At 44.9% G+C, this 17,101-nt stretch carries 14 protein-coding genes; 4 read left to right on the top strand and 10 right to left on the bottom strand.

The genetic code is table 11. From position 1 onward, the window contains the following. Positions 1-79: 79 nt before the first annotated feature. Positions 80-1,141, bottom strand: coding sequence for a DUF4350 domain-containing protein (locus tag OOF89_RS18365; protein WP_266081707.1), 1,062 nt, complete (start codon positions 1,139-1,141; stop codon positions 80-82). A 3-nt stretch (positions 1,142-1,144) separates the two neighbouring features. Beyond that, positions 1,145-1,420, bottom strand: a complete 276-nt coding sequence (locus tag OOF89_RS18360) for a hypothetical protein (RefSeq protein ID WP_266081705.1) — start codon at positions 1,418-1,420, stop codon at positions 1,145-1,147. A gap of 92 nt (positions 1,421-1,512) precedes the next feature. Between OOF89_RS18360 and OOF89_RS18355 the strand changes: the two genes are divergently transcribed. Further along, positions 1,513-2,061, top strand: a complete 549-nt coding sequence (locus OOF89_RS18355) for a metal-dependent hydrolase (RefSeq protein ID WP_266081703.1) — start codon at positions 1,513-1,515, stop codon at positions 2,059-2,061. Between the two features lie 105 nt (positions 2,062-2,166). Here the strand turns inward: OOF89_RS18355 and OOF89_RS18350 are convergent, their stop codons facing one another. Further along, on the bottom strand, positions 2,167-2,397 hold the full coding sequence (locus OOF89_RS18350; RefSeq protein WP_266081702.1) for a hypothetical protein: 231 nt from the start codon (positions 2,395-2,397) through the stop codon (positions 2,167-2,169). A 225-nt stretch (positions 2,398-2,622) separates the two neighbouring features. Between OOF89_RS18350 and OOF89_RS18345 the strand changes: the two genes are divergently transcribed. Then, positions 2,623-3,627 (top strand): AAA family ATPase, encoded by a 1,005-nt coding sequence (locus OOF89_RS18345; RefSeq protein WP_266081700.1) that lies wholly within the window; start codon positions 2,623-2,625, stop codon positions 3,625-3,627. A gap of 92 nt (positions 3,628-3,719) precedes the next feature. Here the strand turns inward: OOF89_RS18345 and OOF89_RS18340 are convergent, their stop codons facing one another. From OOF89_RS18340 to tbsP, 4 genes are all read right to left on the bottom strand, one after another. Further along, positions 3,720-4,628: a hypothetical protein gene (locus tag OOF89_RS18340; RefSeq protein ID WP_266081698.1), complete on the bottom strand. Its 909-nt coding sequence runs from the start codon at positions 4,626-4,628 to the stop codon at positions 3,720-3,722. Further along, positions 4,621-4,992, bottom strand: a complete 372-nt coding sequence (locus tag OOF89_RS18335) for a hypothetical protein (protein ID WP_266081697.1) — start codon at positions 4,990-4,992, stop codon at positions 4,621-4,623. Before OOF89_RS18335 ends, OOF89_RS18340 begins: the two co-directional genes overlap by 8 nt. A 98-nt stretch (positions 4,993-5,090) precedes the next feature. After that, the gene (locus OOF89_RS18330) at positions 5,091-6,536 is read right to left on the bottom strand and encodes a DUF58 domain-containing protein (RefSeq protein ID WP_266081694.1); all 1,446 of its coding nucleotides are present in this window, start codon (positions 6,534-6,536) and stop codon (positions 5,091-5,093) included. Between the two features lie 408 nt (positions 6,537-6,944). Continuing rightward, positions 6,945-7,760: a transcriptional regulator TbsP gene (tbsP, locus tag OOF89_RS18325; RefSeq protein ID WP_266081692.1), complete on the bottom strand. Its 816-nt coding sequence runs from the start codon at positions 7,758-7,760 to the stop codon at positions 6,945-6,947. Positions 7,761-8,006: 246 nt separating this feature from the next. Here tbsP and OOF89_RS18320 point away from each other — a divergent pair, with 246 nt between their 5' ends. Next, positions 8,007-10,148, top strand: coding sequence for a carboxypeptidase-like regulatory domain-containing protein (locus tag OOF89_RS18320; RefSeq protein WP_266081690.1), 2,142 nt, complete (start codon positions 8,007-8,009; stop codon positions 10,146-10,148). A gap of 295 nt (positions 10,149-10,443) precedes the next feature. Here the strand turns inward: OOF89_RS18320 and OOF89_RS18315 are convergent, their stop codons facing one another. The 3 genes from OOF89_RS18315 to OOF89_RS18305 all read right to left on the bottom strand — a co-directional run bounded on the left by OOF89_RS18315 (position 10,444) and on the right by OOF89_RS18305 (position 15,795). After that, entirely contained in the window at positions 10,444-11,412 is a 969-nt protein-coding gene (locus OOF89_RS18315) for an NDP-sugar synthase (RefSeq protein WP_266081688.1), read from the bottom strand. Between the two features lie 183 nt (positions 11,413-11,595). Further along, complete coding sequence (locus tag OOF89_RS18310; RefSeq protein WP_266081685.1) at positions 11,596-12,624, bottom strand: PGF-CTERM sorting domain-containing protein; 1,029 nt, start codon at positions 12,622-12,624, stop codon at positions 11,596-11,598. A gap of 141 nt (positions 12,625-12,765) precedes the next feature. Beyond that, the gene (locus OOF89_RS18305; protein WP_266081683.1) at positions 12,766-15,795 is read right to left on the bottom strand and encodes an FtsX-like permease family protein; all 3,030 of its coding nucleotides are present in this window, start codon (positions 15,793-15,795) and stop codon (positions 12,766-12,768) included. Positions 15,796-16,009: 214 nt separating this feature from the next. Between OOF89_RS18305 and OOF89_RS18300 the strand changes: the two genes are divergently transcribed. After that, positions 16,010-17,101, top strand: coding sequence for a DUF1616 domain-containing protein (locus OOF89_RS18300; protein WP_266081681.1), 1,092 nt, complete (start codon positions 16,010-16,012; stop codon positions 17,099-17,101).

Raw genomic sequence — 17,101 nt, 5'->3', positions numbered from 1 at the left:
AAGGTATTCGGGTTGGTAATCTGTTTTGGCCAGCGAATTCCGCCGTGAACAGTGGGGAGGTGGTCACTCCAGCTCTCGTTCAATCGTTTTGATAGTGATTCTGAAGCGATGTGACTACACGCTCAGTTCGTTCTTGATCCCATTCTGGATACTTTTGTTGCAGATATGAGCCCATCGCTCTGGTGTCCATTTCATGTGATTTCCGGTGTTTTTGATCGTTCCAATTGGGTAGTAGTGATTTCACCCGCTGTGCATGAAATCCCAAAACGATAAGTCCAAAAATACCACTTCCCCCGAGAAGAATCTGTGCTGCTGCAGAACCACGAACAAATAGAATCGCTCCCATGAGAGGTGGGAGTTGTGACGTATGCGATGTATCTAAAAGTACGTTCTCATGATTACTGACTAAGTTTTGAACAAATACCCTATTTCCTGATTGTTTAATCATTGAATTAATGAATATACTGGGATCACCCACTAAGATAACTTGCCCTTGTCCGACTGACTGCGTCGCAACAACTGTATGGTTTTTGATGGTCTCACTACTATCAAGCTTTGAGTTTGGGATTGTGTCGAGATATGCGTATCCCGATGATTGTACAATCCCGCTTCCATTCTGTGTTCTGATTGCCGTTCCATGGTTCAGTGTGAGTGCTGAAACATTTTCCGTATATGTGCCATTTTCAATATTATTGGCGAGAGGCATTGCCGGTGACTGATAGTTATATCGATCATCACGAATGAGATGTCCATCGAAACGTGCATCAGCGCCTATTGCCTGCACAATTGCATTTGAGTGAGTACCAAAGTCCTCCGCAATAACAAGTGTGCCACCATTTTGAACGAATCGTCGGAGATTTTGGCGTTCCGAAGGACTATATGACGAGTCGGGTGACAGAATAAACGCGATTGTTTCCCTTGATGGGACTGAATTATACTCTTCTACATCTCGTGCAACCGTTACAGTCGCACCGGTCGCTTTTGCTTCAGCACTTAGTTTTGAACTCCCATCCCAGGCAGAGTTATAGATACCAAACGATGCAGCCGATGTACTTGCAGCTGTAATTAGTGTAATCAGGGCAATACCCGTGAAGACAGCAAATACTAATTGTGGCTTATCCCAGTTTCGTGGCGACTTCATCTTTTAGATGACCCCCGGAGGGAGTATCGCGAGTATTCTCTGGATGACGATATACGTGAAAACCAACAAACCAATGCCAATTAACCATTTGAGACGGTGTCGCCATTGTGGTGCCACATAGATTGGTGCAGTCAATTCTATCATGATGAGCAATCCAATAAGGGAAATAACGAAAAAAAGCTCGAGCGTGAGTGCCTTGAGAAGTGATAGAATAACGAGCGCCCCCAGCATCCACGTGAGTTGATAATGGATAAACTGACGACTCTGTTGCGTCGGCATTTAATTGAAATAGTAGGAGTGGGCTTACTAAAGTACCGATTTTTCAAACGAAGTGCGAAGAGACTAACAAAGCGGATTGCGTTACACTTACTATGTGGCCGTGGGGACATCTAGCAACAGGCTATCTACTATATTCAGGTTATTGTGCAGCCCGTTCGCGAAATCCACCGACAGACATTACCGTTCTTGCGCTTGCTCTTGGGACCCAATTTCCAGATCTCATTGATAAACCACTTGCCTGGAACGTTGGGATTCTTCCAACAGGTAGATCACTTACTCATTCCCTTCTTTCCGCCTCTGTCATCCTCGGATGTCTCTATTATTTCTCTTATAGAGGTACCCGTCGTGATATTTGGGTGGCTTTTGCTATTGGATACCTTTCGCACTTGATTGCAGATATAGCACTCCCACTACTTCAAGGGGATACTGCCTATGCAAATTTTCTTTTGTGGCCGTTTCTTTCCACGCCGCCGTATAAAACGGCGCCAAGTTTTACTGCGCACTTCACGAATATGGAGTTCACTTGGTTCTTTGTCTTTCAGCTCTTCCTAGTCGTATTGGCCATTTACTACTGGTTTCGTGATGGGTTTCCTGGTCTACGGAATGGGCGCGATATATTGCCCAATAAACAAAGTAAATAGCAATATTATTTAAAAACTATTTAGCTTTTGTATGGGTTGGTGTGACAAACCTATCAAACTTTCACTTAGGGGCACTTGTCCCTTATCACAGGTAAATGGGAGTGACTATCGCTCTGAATACCATGCCCGCTTTTCTTGTTCTTGGTTTGTATCTTCAACCTCCTCTAATCGCTCCTGAACTTCAGTTAATTGTTCTTCTAGCATATCAATTTCTTTTCCAAGGGTCTGAATTGTGCTACATAACGTCCCGATTATTTCCCGATTTTCTGGCGGCGTACTTTCGACTGCTAGCTTCTCATTTAAATTTTGTAACAAATTATCTCGTGATTCAGACATTGTACTGTGATTAGATCGTCCATCACTAATTCTTTATTGTCTGTGCTCCGACTAGTATGCTCCCCGTACTATGCAAGGACAAAACGCAGCAGTTTCTGTTCTGAGGATCGTATCGGATGGCCTGAAATCCAATGACGGAATTCTTCCCTAGTTAGGAATAGGGGAAGATCAAATCATTGTCTCGCTTTCAATTGATTTAAGATATCTGGTTCCAAAACGATACCAATGACTTCGCCCGCTGCGATCCATGATCAAATCATCAATGAAGTCGATACTGTTCTTTTGGGCAATGAAGACATTGTTGAGGGTCTCTCCATTTCACTTCTCACACAAGGGCATGTCTTGTTAGAAGGTGTTCCTGGCGTTGCAAAAACGACAATTGCAAATCTATTCGCTCGCGCAGCGGGTATTGAATCAACCCGTATACAAATGACTCCGGATTTACTCCCTGCTGATATCACGGGGACACACATTTATCGAGAACCAACGGGTAAATTCGAATTACAAAAAGGACCGATATTCTCGAATCTTGTTATTGCTGATGAGATCAACCGAGCAACACCAAAGACACAAAGTGCACTCTTAGAAGCAATGGAAGAACGGAATGTTACTATCGAGGGGGAGACGTTACCCTTGCCGACTCCGTTCATGGTTGTTGCAACACAAAATCCAATTGAAATGGAGGGAACATACCAACTTCCAGAAGCACAACGAGACCGCTTTCAACTCAAACTAACGGTAGAGTTGCCTGATGAAGATACGGAACTTGCGTTGATCGATCGATTTGATTCTCAACCAAATCTCAACCCAGCACAAATATCACAAGCAATCACATTAGAAGAACTGACTGCCGCACGAACAGCCGTGGAGCAGGTTCACATTGCTGAAAAAGCAAGACACTATCTTCGGGACTTGATCGCTGCAACCAGGACACACAGTGCTATTGAGTATGGAGGGTCGCCACGAGCCACTATTGCGTTGCTGAAAACGTCAAAAGCCCGTGCAGCGCTCCATGAGCGTGATTACGTCATCCCAGACGATATAAAGCAACTAGCAATGCCTGTCCTCCGACATCGCATAGTTCTCAACTCTGAATCAGAATTGAGCGAACAAACACCCGATTCCATTATCGAAGAGATATTGAGTTCAGTTACGCCTCCCGGGAGCGACTCGAAGACAGAGTTTGAAACACAAGAAGCAACTGCTGAATCACCTGAAATACAACGCTAAGCCCCCATCCTCAACGATCGACCAGTATCTGTAACGCGTCTTTCGGAAGCAAATAGCTACGTCCTCATCGCGCGGAGCACAGGGTGGTTAGTTCACTGAGTCTCATCGATCTTTTCATCCCAAGAACATGTAATTAAGTACTCACCCTTCTCCACGTTGACCTCAACCGTTTCGACCGTCACCGGCAATTGCAAATGGGTTGCAAGCCCTGATCCCAGAAATGATGACACAGGATGATCAAACCGAGTAATTGATCCATAGGCGCTACCTGTGATACTGAACGTAATTTGCTGATTAGCTTCTACCTCTTCAACAGTAGCGTCCTCTACTAATTCAAATCCTTGAGAAAGGGTTTCAGCGAGTTGGGCTGCAAGCTCGTCTCTCTCAGAGGAAATATCCCCTGTCATCTTCTTGAATTCATCCAACAACATGGCACCAGAGGGATACAGCGATATCCCATATTCTGCTTCAGTGTCTGTTACTACAAAGACAGACGTGAGTGCATCCGTACTTGGGAGTTTGTATCGAGCATGTTGTGGCCGGAATAGGCGTACAGATGTAGATGTTTGTGTTGGCGTTCCTACTTCGGGAATGTAAATAGTCGTGTCTTGGAGACCGAGTTCAGCACTCACTGCATCACCAGTTTTAGCAAATGCAGAATACGCTCGCTCACCAATCGATGCTGGAACGACCTGTTCTGGTGTTAAATAATACGTGAGAACGGCACCAAAGCCTCCGCTACCAGCAAGTGCGAAAAGAACCGTTTGTGACTCTGGAAACACAAATGCAGCGAGAGTACAAATTAGACTAATTCCAGTGAGCCCTAAAGCTGTGTTACGATACTCCACTTGTTTGGAGCGTCGATAAGCTGTTCGAAGCTGAGTGTTCTCTTCCGCTAAAATATCGAGCTGAGCACGGAGATTTTCAACGTCTGATTCCGTTGTGGTCGTGTCTGAACGGTCGTTTGCCGTATTCGGTGGCGCCTGTTCTTGTTTACTCATGACTGCCCCCAATTGCGCCGACAGCAACCCGTTCGTATCGGTGCATACTATATGCAATTATCCCGAGGACACCAAGTAAAACAATACCGATATTTCCCTCCTCAATATGCCAAGAGATCCCGACTAATATACCACCAATTAGCACACCCATTCCCGCTACTGCAGCTACTAACCGTTTTGTAGGATGATCTAACGTCAGACTTGGGGTGAGAAGTGCATATAACAGCCCGATTTCTGCAATCGCAATTTGAGTGAGAAAACCGTCAAGTGAAAATAGCGCCCCGATTGCGACCTGCCCATATCCAACGGCATATAACGGTGGGCCAACGAACCAAAAGACTACAAGTAATCCGCCAGCAATCATCCCCGGTACTCCATGAGCAAGGATGAGCATACAGACCGTTGTTCCGATTCCTAGAGCGCTAATCCATGGTGTGTTTTGATTCATAGTTCTAGATCAACTCACTGTAATACTTGTTCTTCAGATGACTGTTCGTTCTTTCCTGATTTTTCTTTTTGGATATCTTTTGAATCAACTTCAATAACAGTAACTCCATCAAGTCGATCCAGCGAACGCTTGAGTTGCTCATATTCATTATATTGTTGATAGGCGTCTTCAACCTCTGCTATACTCCCCTCTTCGAATAAGACAGACGGAATCAGAAAGAGAGTAACAGAATCGCTCCATTGTCGTGCTAGTTTAACCGCTTCGTGAACCTCAATTCGATTTGTATCGTCAGTAATAAGCACAGCCTGAACTATGCCAAACCGTCCTTTCAGTCGTGATTTGACCGCTCGCAAGAGTGGGTCTTCTGTTACACGCTGCACGCGCCCCCTTGTCTTAACCAACGGAAGCAACTGTTGAGCAAACAATGATACATTTTCCTGAAGCTGACTTGCCTTGTGATTTGCTGTTGCTAGTTGTTCGACGGGGAGCTCAGCCCTTGTTTGAGTACTGTCTGCGCTTGCTGTCGTTTGATCATATAGGTGATTTTGTAATCTAATATAATGGTCTGGGGTTGCAGCAGGTGGGTAATCAAGTATTTGCTCCTCATTTATGAGTGTGAGTCCAAGCGATTCACTTGTTGTTCGTGCATTCATAATGTATTGAAGTGCGATTTCTCGTGCGAAGTCAAATTTCACTGTTTCTGTCGACTCTGCGAACATGGATTGGCGCTGATCTACGAACAAATAAGTTTGTAACTCGGCTTCTGCTTCGAAATCGCGAACATGGGGTGTTGATAGGCGTGCTGTTACCTTCCAGTCGATACGCTGGGCGGTATCCCCCGGAACATACTGACGAACTTCAGCAGGCTCTAGTCCAGTCCCTCGCTCACCGTGTTTATATTCCCCAAGATTAGCTAATTGATGATGACCGTCATCGCCAATTCCGGGTGCTTCAACACGGTTTGGTGTCACCGTCACTGTTGTGGGAGATCCGTGTTCAAATGTTGAGCGAAAGAATCCTGCTCGATCAGTAACCGTGATTGTTGGCATACGAAAGTGCAAGCGAGTTGCAATAGGGCAGTGAAATGTAGCTGTTGTTTGAGCTTCACTCTCATCAATTGCAATGGTAATCGTGGATTCACTAGAACCAGTCTTCGTGGCCGTTTTTGGTGGCTGGGCATCGATCTGTATCTCATGGGTCGTTGGTTTAGGAAGGCTCCCATGAATTGTTACAGTAAGGTCAGACCGCTTCGATACTTGTTTTTGTGCGGGTACTTGTGAAATATTCAAATTACCCCTAATATTCAAAATAGATGATAGGAAAATGAATTGGGATGAAACAAGAAGCGCTCCAATTCCACCTGCGCCAATGAGCAGAAGTGGGTTTTTGAGAATCCACGCACCGCCAGCGAGGAAACAAACGACCCCAAGTCCAGTCCAATAGCGGCGCGTTGGTTTCATACTTATACTGAAGATAAGGAAACCAAGAACGTTAATCTATTGTATTAGGATGAATATTATAACAAATAGGGTGTGTCCTACCCTATTCCGGTTAGCTCATTTGTATTATTGACAGTGAAATTGTTGTAGGCTATCGGTATGATTATTTGATGCAACTGTGAGCTTCTGACCACCATGTCGACTAGCCTACCACCCACATTGCGGACATATGCTCCTGTTTTTATAGGCGAATCAGGCCGTATACCTCGAACTTTGACTCCGAAGCGATTCACAGGATACGCTACATTGATTTGCTAAATAAATAGGAACGTCAGAGCTACGTACGGTCTTTGTTCGGTTTGAATCCGTAGAAGGCAAATGTTTGGCTTCGACCCTCGCAGTGAGGAGTATCAAATTTGCTGGCGGAATTCAGGCTGAGATATTATGTTCTATCTCTTCGACCATTTCATCAGCATCCATATCGTCTTGTGATTCGTCAGCGAGCTTCAAACGGAGTCGTGGTCGGCCAACATCGATTGGAACCTTCTCCGTATCAATCACACCCAGATCTTGTAATTGTGTTTTTGCCCGAGAAAATGTTGCTTTACTAGCAACTCCCACATCCTCTCCCCATCTGCTGATGTCGTACAGTAAAACTCGGTTTTTTGCTGCAATCAATAGACAAATCGATACCTCGTCGAGATTTCCCGAACCCCGAATTTCATCACGTGATTCGATTACTTTCATAAAGTCGTCTTTCGTTTCAAGCCCGATTTCATCATCTAAACTCTCTTCTATTTCTGAAAGAGCAGGCGTGCGAAACGAGAACTTTTCGGAATTTTCCCAAACTGGCATCATTGTCTCATGTGCTGTTTCGACCAAGTCTTCATCCTCTGTGCGTAACCCATCAATATGATCATTGAGCTGCAGAAGTGAAATAACCGAATCTTCCAACACAATGATCGAACCCCTATTGATATTATTAATAATACGAATTGAAATCTTATTTTGATTGATGAGATCTACAGCCATGCTTGTTATTATGAAGTCATCTGCAAGGTCTTTAACCAACTTCTCTCTCGCAAGGATACGTAGCTCTGGGAAATCATCTTCATATTCGACTGCAGCCGTTATCACTGACTCAAGCTGATGGCTTGTTGGGTTCACCACTAAAATTGAGTCAGTAGTAATGTCGAACAGTTCTTCGAAGAGTTCACCCTTACTCTGGAGGTCGGCTTGTGACATACTTTGATGTGAATCACCTATTACTTAGTTTATCACGAACTAATTAATCGAAGGCTTGTATTACTCTTGATTATGCTCCCATTACCTTTTTCTATAGTTAATTCTTATGTTATTATATATAATATTAAAATCTGTATGATACTAATATTCCACGTTAATTTGTCTACAATTTCGCCATCACTATATTCTTAATTCATAAACTATCGAAGAGAAAGGTATTTTCATATGGTCGCATTAAAGGAATGTATGCCTCAAATTTCTGCCTCACCGAAACTAGTCTTACTAATTCTGCTCTTAGCGATTACTGGTTTTTCAACTCCTGCGCTTGGTGGTTTTCCGACGCATGAGGACATTCATACACCGAACGGTATGTTGACTCCTCAGTCAGCTCAGCAATCCCCAGAGACTACAAATAATTCTAGCCAACCTCGTCATAGAGATCCCTCGAAGGTTCAATCTGAAGAGGAATTATCCGAACTAGAGCAGTGGATGGCTGGTCAGTTGGGTTCTCGACTTGGAGACAGTACTGTAAAGCTTAATCAAGGTGAGTATCAATCAGCCCGTTCGGTTGTCGGGGATCAATACAACGACATGTTATCCAAATATGTTGATGTTTCTGGCAGGACTAAAAGCACGAAAGATGACAAGCGCGCAAAACAATTCAAACGAACGAGCGAGGATCAAAAAGAGTATGCAGAAAACGTTTCTGAATATCGTCAAACGTATAAAAAATATCAGCAGGCGAAAGAAAATGGGAATGATGAAAAGGCTCGCCAGTTGGCTCGACAATTGCAGAACTCATCAGATCAAATCGATAACACTGGGCAAAGTCTCACTCAAAATTATCAAAACCTTTCCAATACAACGAATACAGACTTCACTGAGGAAACGAATACTGTCGAGGAAATCAACTCAAATATATCTGACCAACAAGCCGAGATTCGAGCCGCCGAATTTTCTCAGACAGAGATTTCAGCCGAAGTCGAATCAGATGAATCTTCGTTTTTAGATCCCGTAACTGTAAGTGGCGAACTTGTAGATGAAAATGGCACTGAACTCGAGAACGAAACAATCCAAATACAACTTGGAGAGAATAGAACACAGACGACAACGACTGACGAAGACGGTGATTTCACGATTACTGGCCGTCCAACTATCCTCTCTCTCGGTGAGCAATCGGTAACAATCCGACACGTGCCAAAATCGTCATCAATCTATCTCGGGTCAAACACAACCGTCAATACCACAATCCAACAGGTTCGCCCATCGGTTACTATCTCTCAGAAACCAAAACAAGTCCAATTTAATAAATCGTTTGCAGTAACTGGTCGCGTTAGCGCTGAGAACGTTGGTGCCGGTGGAGTGCCCGTCGTGATAACGATCGGCAACACAGTACTTGGAGACGTGAAAACCGGCCCCGATGGCCGATTTTCTCTGTCCAAAGCATTCCCTAAATCGGTTCTGAATGGCCAACAGCAAATCCATGTCTTAGTGCCGCTTCGCGATCGAGCATTAGCACGAACAACGACGAAAGCACCCCTCTCAGTTCAATCAACGAATACGACCGTAAATCTCTCAGCACAGGCGCTTGATCAACGCAATATCTCTGTTCATGGGAATTTAACAACGGTGACTGGAGTTGCGATTCCAAATGAAACTATTGTACTTCGAAGTAATGGAATGAAGGTCGGAACGGTAACGACCGACGCAAACGGAACCTACGATTCACAGATTCGTCTCCCTGCCAAACTTGCAGAGAAAAAAGAGAAATCAGAGCTTCGTCTGTCTGCATCGTACGCAGGCAAAGGAACGAACCTGAAACCGTCGAGTGCCACTGCAAATATCCAATTCGACTCTGAGTCCTTATTTAGTGGCTCGACTCTAATTTGGTTCGGAATTATCGGTCTCCTTGGCTTTATTGCGATGAGTGGTTTCGCGATCCGGCGATCTGATCTGCTTTCCACATCTAATCAGTCAGATGAGATTGACTATATTTCTGATGAAGAGATGAGTGAATCTAATAGTGACGAGTCAGAAGTGATTCCGGAGGTAACTGCTTCTATGCTAGTCAACCGTGCAAAGACTGCATTGTCTGAGGAACAATTCCAAACCAGTATTGAAACAGCCTATGCCGCCGGCCGTCATTACTTCATGAATGCTGATGAGTCAATTCTGGAGGATGGACAGACGCACTGGGAGTTTTATCGACTGTGTCAAAATCGGGATTTCACTGAAGATCAACTTGAGGGGTTGCACGAGTTAACACAATTATACGAGCAAGCGACGTTCACGACACGGATTCCATCCCGAAAGAGTGCAAAAAGAGCTGTTGAAATCGTAAGCACCTACGATATTGCTGAAGGGGGATCAAATACGAATACTAAATAGATCAACTCTTCCGACGTTTGTCGCCGCTAATGACTCTTGGATCGGTGTTTCATGATTCGGTTTCCAAACTTGCAGAACCCCATCTAAAATTAGTTTAAACTCTACAGGCGTTGGCTCCTCGACTGGTTTGAAATGTCTATCTTCCACCTTCTCGACACACAGGGTACACGTCCGACGCACGCTTATTGGTGTCTTGAACGGCGGAGACAATTTGACATCCTCCCCGCCCTCAAGGCGAGGCTTTCTCGCCTGCAATCCGTAAGTCCCTACTCGCTTGGTTTTCGCAGCTAACGACTCACCGTTCTGGATTAATGGTAGTATGCGCACCGATGAGCGCATTGTGAAGATCCATCGTCGTGACTGTTGTGTCGGTATCAATAATCGACTCTCGAACAATTGTCTTCTCAATTGTAGTGTCAGGGAAGATTATTGAGTTAGAGACTGTTGAGTCAACAATCTCAGCACCGGCCATTACGTGAACATTCTCACCGAGCTCTGTATCTTTTACAGTTGCGCTTTCGGCAACGTAGTTCTCAGTTCCAAGTTCCCACTGAACCGCTTCTAAGTAGCTATCCGGTGTGCCGATATCGTACCATGCTTCATCGAACGTATAAGCATATACGGATTCTTGTGACTGGAGCCATTGAATGAACCAGCCAGGTTCATCCGGGTTGTTATCTTCTTCGAGATATTTTTCAAGCAACGGTATCGTAGCTTGAGGAAACGCATAGCACGCGATCGAAACAAGCGTACTCTTTGGCTTATCTGGCTTCTCTTGGAAATCAATAATTTCTTCTCCTTCAAGCTCCACTAACCCATACGATTTCGCTTGTTCACGACTGCCAACATCATAAGCAGCAAGTGTCGCTGCGTTTTGCTGTTCAAAATAATCGATGAAGTCGCTAATTTCAAAGCTGATGAGGTTGTCGCCAGCAATAACAACCGTATCATCTCCGATCCCTTCTCGCTCTACAAGTTGTGCTAGTGCACCAACAACGCCGAACTTTTCATCTTCGTCGGAAGTATCCTCAATTGAAAGCGTTGGTTTGTCAAAATTGCTCTGCTCAAGATGCTCACGGAAATCTTCTGCAAAGCGTTCGTTCGTACTTACAAACACTTCTGATATGCGATCATCTGCTTCAAGTTCAGTGAATATCCGGTCAATAACAGTTGACTCCCCTATTGGAAGAAACATCTTTGGCCGATTCTTGGTGATTGGCCACAATCGTGTTGCATACCCACCCGCGAGGACAATCGCTTTCATACGCTTGGGTCTGTTGCTCACGTCTACTTATCTGTTTTGCAGATTCGAAAGAATATCTAAATAAATATAGGATAAAATTGTATTTATGTACAATTTTCATTATATCAATTTTTAAAACCATAGATTGTTCTATAGTGTACTGACATCACTTTGTGAACAATCAATAAAAATTGGTGCTATTCTTTACTCTCTACGAACCGCTAGGAACCCGACACCGAGCAATGCAAGTAAAGCAATTCCGACGCCGAATCCAGGCTGTCCACCATTATTTGTCGTCTCTGACCCATCGTCACCATTGGAGCCTTCACTGGAAGTCGTCGTTGTGGTTGTATCCCCCTCTTCGGTCGTCGTCATGTCCTCTTCACTCGTGTCTTCTTCGGTCGTAGTCTCTTCTGTTGTTGTCGTCCCATCTTCCGGAACATCGATATTCTCGGGGTTCCCAAAGACGAACGTAACGTTTTCAATGTTAATATTCTGAATGATGACTCGATAAGTTTTACCCTTCTTCACACCTTTTTCAGCCATCTTGCCTTTGATTTGCTTTCGGATGGATTCCATTGCTGCGGCCGATTTCTCGTCGTTAGAGTCAGAAGACCCAACGTGGATGACCCGATCTTTGACAGTAACGTCACCGATTGTGATTGTTTCATCCGGCTTCTTCTTCGGACCGACAATAAATGACCATTTATTAATGCTCAGTTTATTGATCGTGACCATGTATCCCGGCTTGTCCGAATCCATCGATGCCATTTGAGCATTCGACATCTTCTTCGAATTCGGCATCTGTTTCGGCAGTTTCACCATGACATCCACGTTTTCAATGTGAATCTTCTTAATGCAGATACGAACCGTCTCTCCCTCTTTGATGTTTACATTCTGTTTTGCTTGCGCCTGTGCCTGTTTCTTTGCAGGCATTGTCGCAAGACCAGACATGTCGTCTGCTTTAGCAAGCTTCTTTAGATCCACTTTGTACTTTTTGTTTTTGATCGAAATTGGATCAACATACACGGTACGATCCACAGAGTCGTCCGGTCCGACAGTGAACGACCAATTGTGAACCGTCACCTCTTCCACTTGCAGAGTCATCTTCTGCGGTTGTGGATTTTTATTTTTATCTTCTGCTTTTGTAGGCATGCTTGCCTGTCCAATGCCAATTGCTGAAATGACGAGTATTCCAACCAGGAAAATACTCACTATTTTACGTTTACTCATTATTATTTAATGGGAAATCTCTCCCATTATAACCTCAGGATATAGTAACCGAACTTAACACTTATATTTTACTTAACGATACCGCCAATAGCTGTGTTATTAAATGAATGAAACTATATAATAGTAGTTGTAATAAAACCGTTACTGCATTTCCGTTGGTTGTACAGTGAGAAACGGTATCACCGCGATTATTACACCAATGCAAGACAGTATGAGTGCGCCTGCTCCAACGCCAATGAGCATGTATGGATTCATCGCCACATTCAACTGAACACCAAATACTGTCATCAAACTACTAAATGAAAGTACGTATACAGAACCAAGCGCAATAAGCATAGAAACAACAGATGCTGGTATTGCTATCCGCACTACATCACCTAGCAGTAATTTGAGAAGCTGTCTGCGCGTTGCACCAGTGGCGCGATAGATGCCAATTGATTGACGTCGAGAATGAACTACCTGTGCAAACGTCGATGTCGTGCTTCCGATCGTTGTTAATCCCGCGAGACCAATCATTCCAAATAACAATAGTTTAAAATTTCCGAACACCATCTCGACTGCCTGACCTAGTCCACTCCCAGCAGAAAATTCTGCATTCTGTGCCAGTGTTGACTGTATTCGCTTATCACCTATTACGACATAATCGTCACTGGCCAGTGTTGTTCCATTGGATACGACACGAATCGTGTATTCACCCGGTGCAAACTGGTTAGTAGATTCCGGCTCGGTTGATTTCTCAAGCGTCACTTGCTTTTCACTCAAATTATATGCCGGAACTGTTCGTGTTTGTGTGCGTGTCTGTCCAGGGGTCACAAGAGAAATATTTCGGGTGAGCTTTACTCCCCAAGGATTTGCGACTCGAATTATTGCTCTTGGAGTCGTATAGACACTCCCTCTCTTTGGCGTTACCTTGATATCTGCAAATAATCGTCGTGAAGCATCTCGCGAAATTTGGATTTGTGAAGAGTACGTTCGTTCGCCCTTGCGTGCGGTAAGCTCGTATGTTCCCGGTTTGTTCGGAAGTGTTACGAGTGCAATTCCCTGGTCGTTGGTTGTTGTAGTGGTTCCATCAATAGTCACTGTTGCTCCTGTAATGTTTTTCTCATATATTGTTTGAATCGAAATTGCAACCTGAGACCCTGGTGGCGCTTTTTCAGGAAGGATTGGGAGGACAAGTGGCGAGCGTTTATATACTCGGATTGGCTGTGAATATCGCCCTACCTCTAACGTTTGATTTCCAGAGTGAGAGGCACTCAGATTCATCTGAACTTGAGTCTCTTCCCCTGGTTGAAGGGTGACTGAACGCCGTTGTACATCGTCTCCCACAGCAGCCTTCACTTGTCTAGTGCGTTTGGTTGAACCTATGTTTTGGATAGTCACTGAGACCGGTATTGGTTGTTTCAGAATGCCCTCTTCTGGCGCAGAGACACTGGTTATACGCATTTTTTGTTGCTGTAACTCGCTGTTTGGAGAGCTTTCTTGGTTATTGAGCACCTGGTTTGGTGTCCCACCCGCTGTCCGAATGAAATGTACCGTCCCTGGCTTTGTTGAAAGCGAATGGGCTGTTGGAAGAGGGATGATGAGCTGGTCATCAAGTATTCCCGGCGCACGAAATACACCCACAATTTTCACTTGTGTCACTGCGGGCGATGTGCTCCCACCAACGATGATCGTATCACCAGTCGTTTTATCCAGTGTTTGTGCAAGGTCTTGACCAATTACTGCCTGCCCCTCAGTGTGGGGAGGGTGACCCTTTGTTAGCTTTGTATCCGAGACGGAAGCAAACGCTGAATAATTAGCACCTCTTGCGAGGTACGGCTTTCCATCAGAAACTTGTGCCACAATGATTTCTGGACTCGCGCTCAGTCCTTGGTTCCGTAGTTCTGAGGCATATTGAGCATCGATGCGACTTGCCATCGGATATGGAGAACCAGGTTCCGTGACTGTCCCCGTTGAGGTGGTCGCAACCGGTGTGAGTGCACCGACGAGCGAACTCGATAAAATCACTATCAAGGCGAACACGGTCAGTGTTGCCGTCGCTGGTATAAGCGTTCGCCATGGAAGAAGTTGGGGACGAAGCCGAAATCGAGATAGTGGTTCCCATCGCTGGTGTTCCGGTGGTGCTCTGCTAGTGGTTTTCCATAGTTGGGATGGTGGTGGTATTACAACGCTTCTGGTAGCAACAGCACCTGCGAGCGTTCCAGCACCACTCAGAAATACCACTACAAACAGCAATATTCGTGTGGATGTTACTGTGACAGTTGGATCTAATGAGACAGACAAACCAGCGAAAATAGCGAAATTCACGAGGGCTCGGATTGTGATTACTCCGATTGCATATCCCAGAATAGATCCAACAAGAGCAATGATGCCTGCTCGTAACGCAAATATTCCGATAATCCGGCGTGTAGACCCACCGGTTGATCGAATAACCGCAATTTCAGTAAGTCGATCCCGAACACTCATTACAGTTATATTATGTATGACGACGAGGATTAGAACCCCAGCGGCAACCGTTGCTGCAACTAACGTTTGAAGTACCTGCTGCATTCCTCCGAAAAAGTAAGCAAAGAGTGAGGGACTCAGCGTCCCTTCTTGTGGCAGTTGTTGACTGTTCTTTGTTTGCTGATTTGTGTGAACGAGAAATGCGCCTGAATCTTCGAGAGACCTCACTGACCCAGCGTCACCAACATACCACGTTTGTGGAAAAATAGAATCTTGTTCTGTGTAGGGAGCGACGTGTTTGGTCACACGCTTGCCTGATTGTGTATGGAATCGCTGGCGTGTTGGTTCAGAAACAGGCCCTTGGAAGCCTGTTGATGGCGGTGACGGAACCGTCGCATTCTTCCATGATACAGAAAGCTTTGTAAGTTCGGATGGTGCGTTTTTCGGGATGCCAATAACTCGATATTCCGTTCCATTATGTCTGATAGTAGTCGTCGGAAATACGATATCGTTCTTACTTGCGTCTTGTTGAGCACCTTGGTATGAATTATACTGCTGGACAACCATCGAGTCGTTCTCTCCACCGGTTATTGCTGATGACTGCGCACTTGCAGCAGTTAGCAAGAGGGTTGTTCCAACGAGAAACGCAACTGTCACTGCGACAATGACGATTGCTAATTGATCTCGTCGTGACCACTTTCGAAGGAGTATTTCAGTATAGTTCATTTAGAGTTCATTTTCCTGGGATCGGTAGACACTAATGAATATGATAATGACTGTCTCTATAGTATAATCTTAACCTGCAGCTATTCAATATTAACTAATGATGGATTTCATTAACTAGTTATTTTAATATAAATTCTGATATAACTTGCCACTTGTGATATCTAACCGATTTTACCGAGGGCTTTTTATTATGCTAGCCCTCATGGGAAAATGAATGACTCGTGACGTTGACCCAAAGCTCCTTTTACCCCGACCGATCCGCCGCCTTCCAGCGGATCTAGCCGTTATTGGTGCCCTCGTCATTCTTACAATTGCTGTTGTTTTCATACCTGGATTGAATACAAGCCCAGTTCGAGCAATCATTGGACTTCTGTTTGTGCTCTTCCCACCTGGGTATGCATTCATCGCAGCCCTGTTTCCAGAGGGTATCTCCACAGATGAAAAAATGACTGAATCGACGGAGGGGAATCCTTCGCGATTTGGATCTGGAATTGATGGCCTTGAGCGAGTTGCACTGTCTTTTGGAACCAGTATTGCCATTGTTCCGTTAATTGGCCTCATACTCAACTTCACTCCATGGGGGATTCGACTAGTTCCCGTCTTGCTCAGCCTTAGCCTATTTACCCTTTGTATGACCGTGATTGCTGCTGTTCGACGTTGGGACCTTCCCGCGGAAGAACGGTTTCGCGTTCCATACAAACAATGGGGTGTCGCTACTAAAGTGGAACTACTTGAGCCGGATACGAGAGCAGATGCCGCTCTCAATGTTGTGCTCGCAATCAGCTTAATTCTCGCTGTCGGGAGTGTTGGCTACGTCGTTGCTGTTCCAAACCAAGGAGAATCATTTTCTGAATTCTATTTATTGACTAAAAATGAGAGTGACCAATTCGTTGCCGATGATTATCCAACCAACTTCACGCAGGGAGAGGGCAAACCACTGTATGTTGGCATCGAAAACAACGAGCACCAACAGGTTTCATACACTGTGTTGGTTCGTCTTCAGCAAGTCTCAGTGACTAATAATACGACGCAGGTAAAAAATACACAGGAGTTAAAGCGCTTTCAAACTACGCTCGACGATAATTCGACGTGGCGCAAGAAACATACAATCTCGCCTTCGATGACTGGGACACGACTTCGACTTCAATATCTGTTATACAAGGGATCCGTCCCCGCTAATCCATCTCAGAAGTCTGCATATCGAGAGCTGCATCTGTGGGTCAACGTTTCGGACAGTGGTACTGCTGCGTCAGTGCAGCCACCAAGTGCTGGAGCGAACAATCACGTGACTAGTGCGGAGTCATAG

This window comes from Haladaptatus caseinilyticus (assembly GCF_026248685.1).
GTDB classification, from domain to species: domain Archaea; phylum Halobacteriota; class Halobacteria; order Halobacteriales; family Haladaptataceae; genus Haladaptatus; species Haladaptatus caseinilyticus.
The sequence above is the reverse complement of the archived record's forward strand: the minus strand, read 5'-3'. Positions and strand labels throughout refer to the sequence as shown.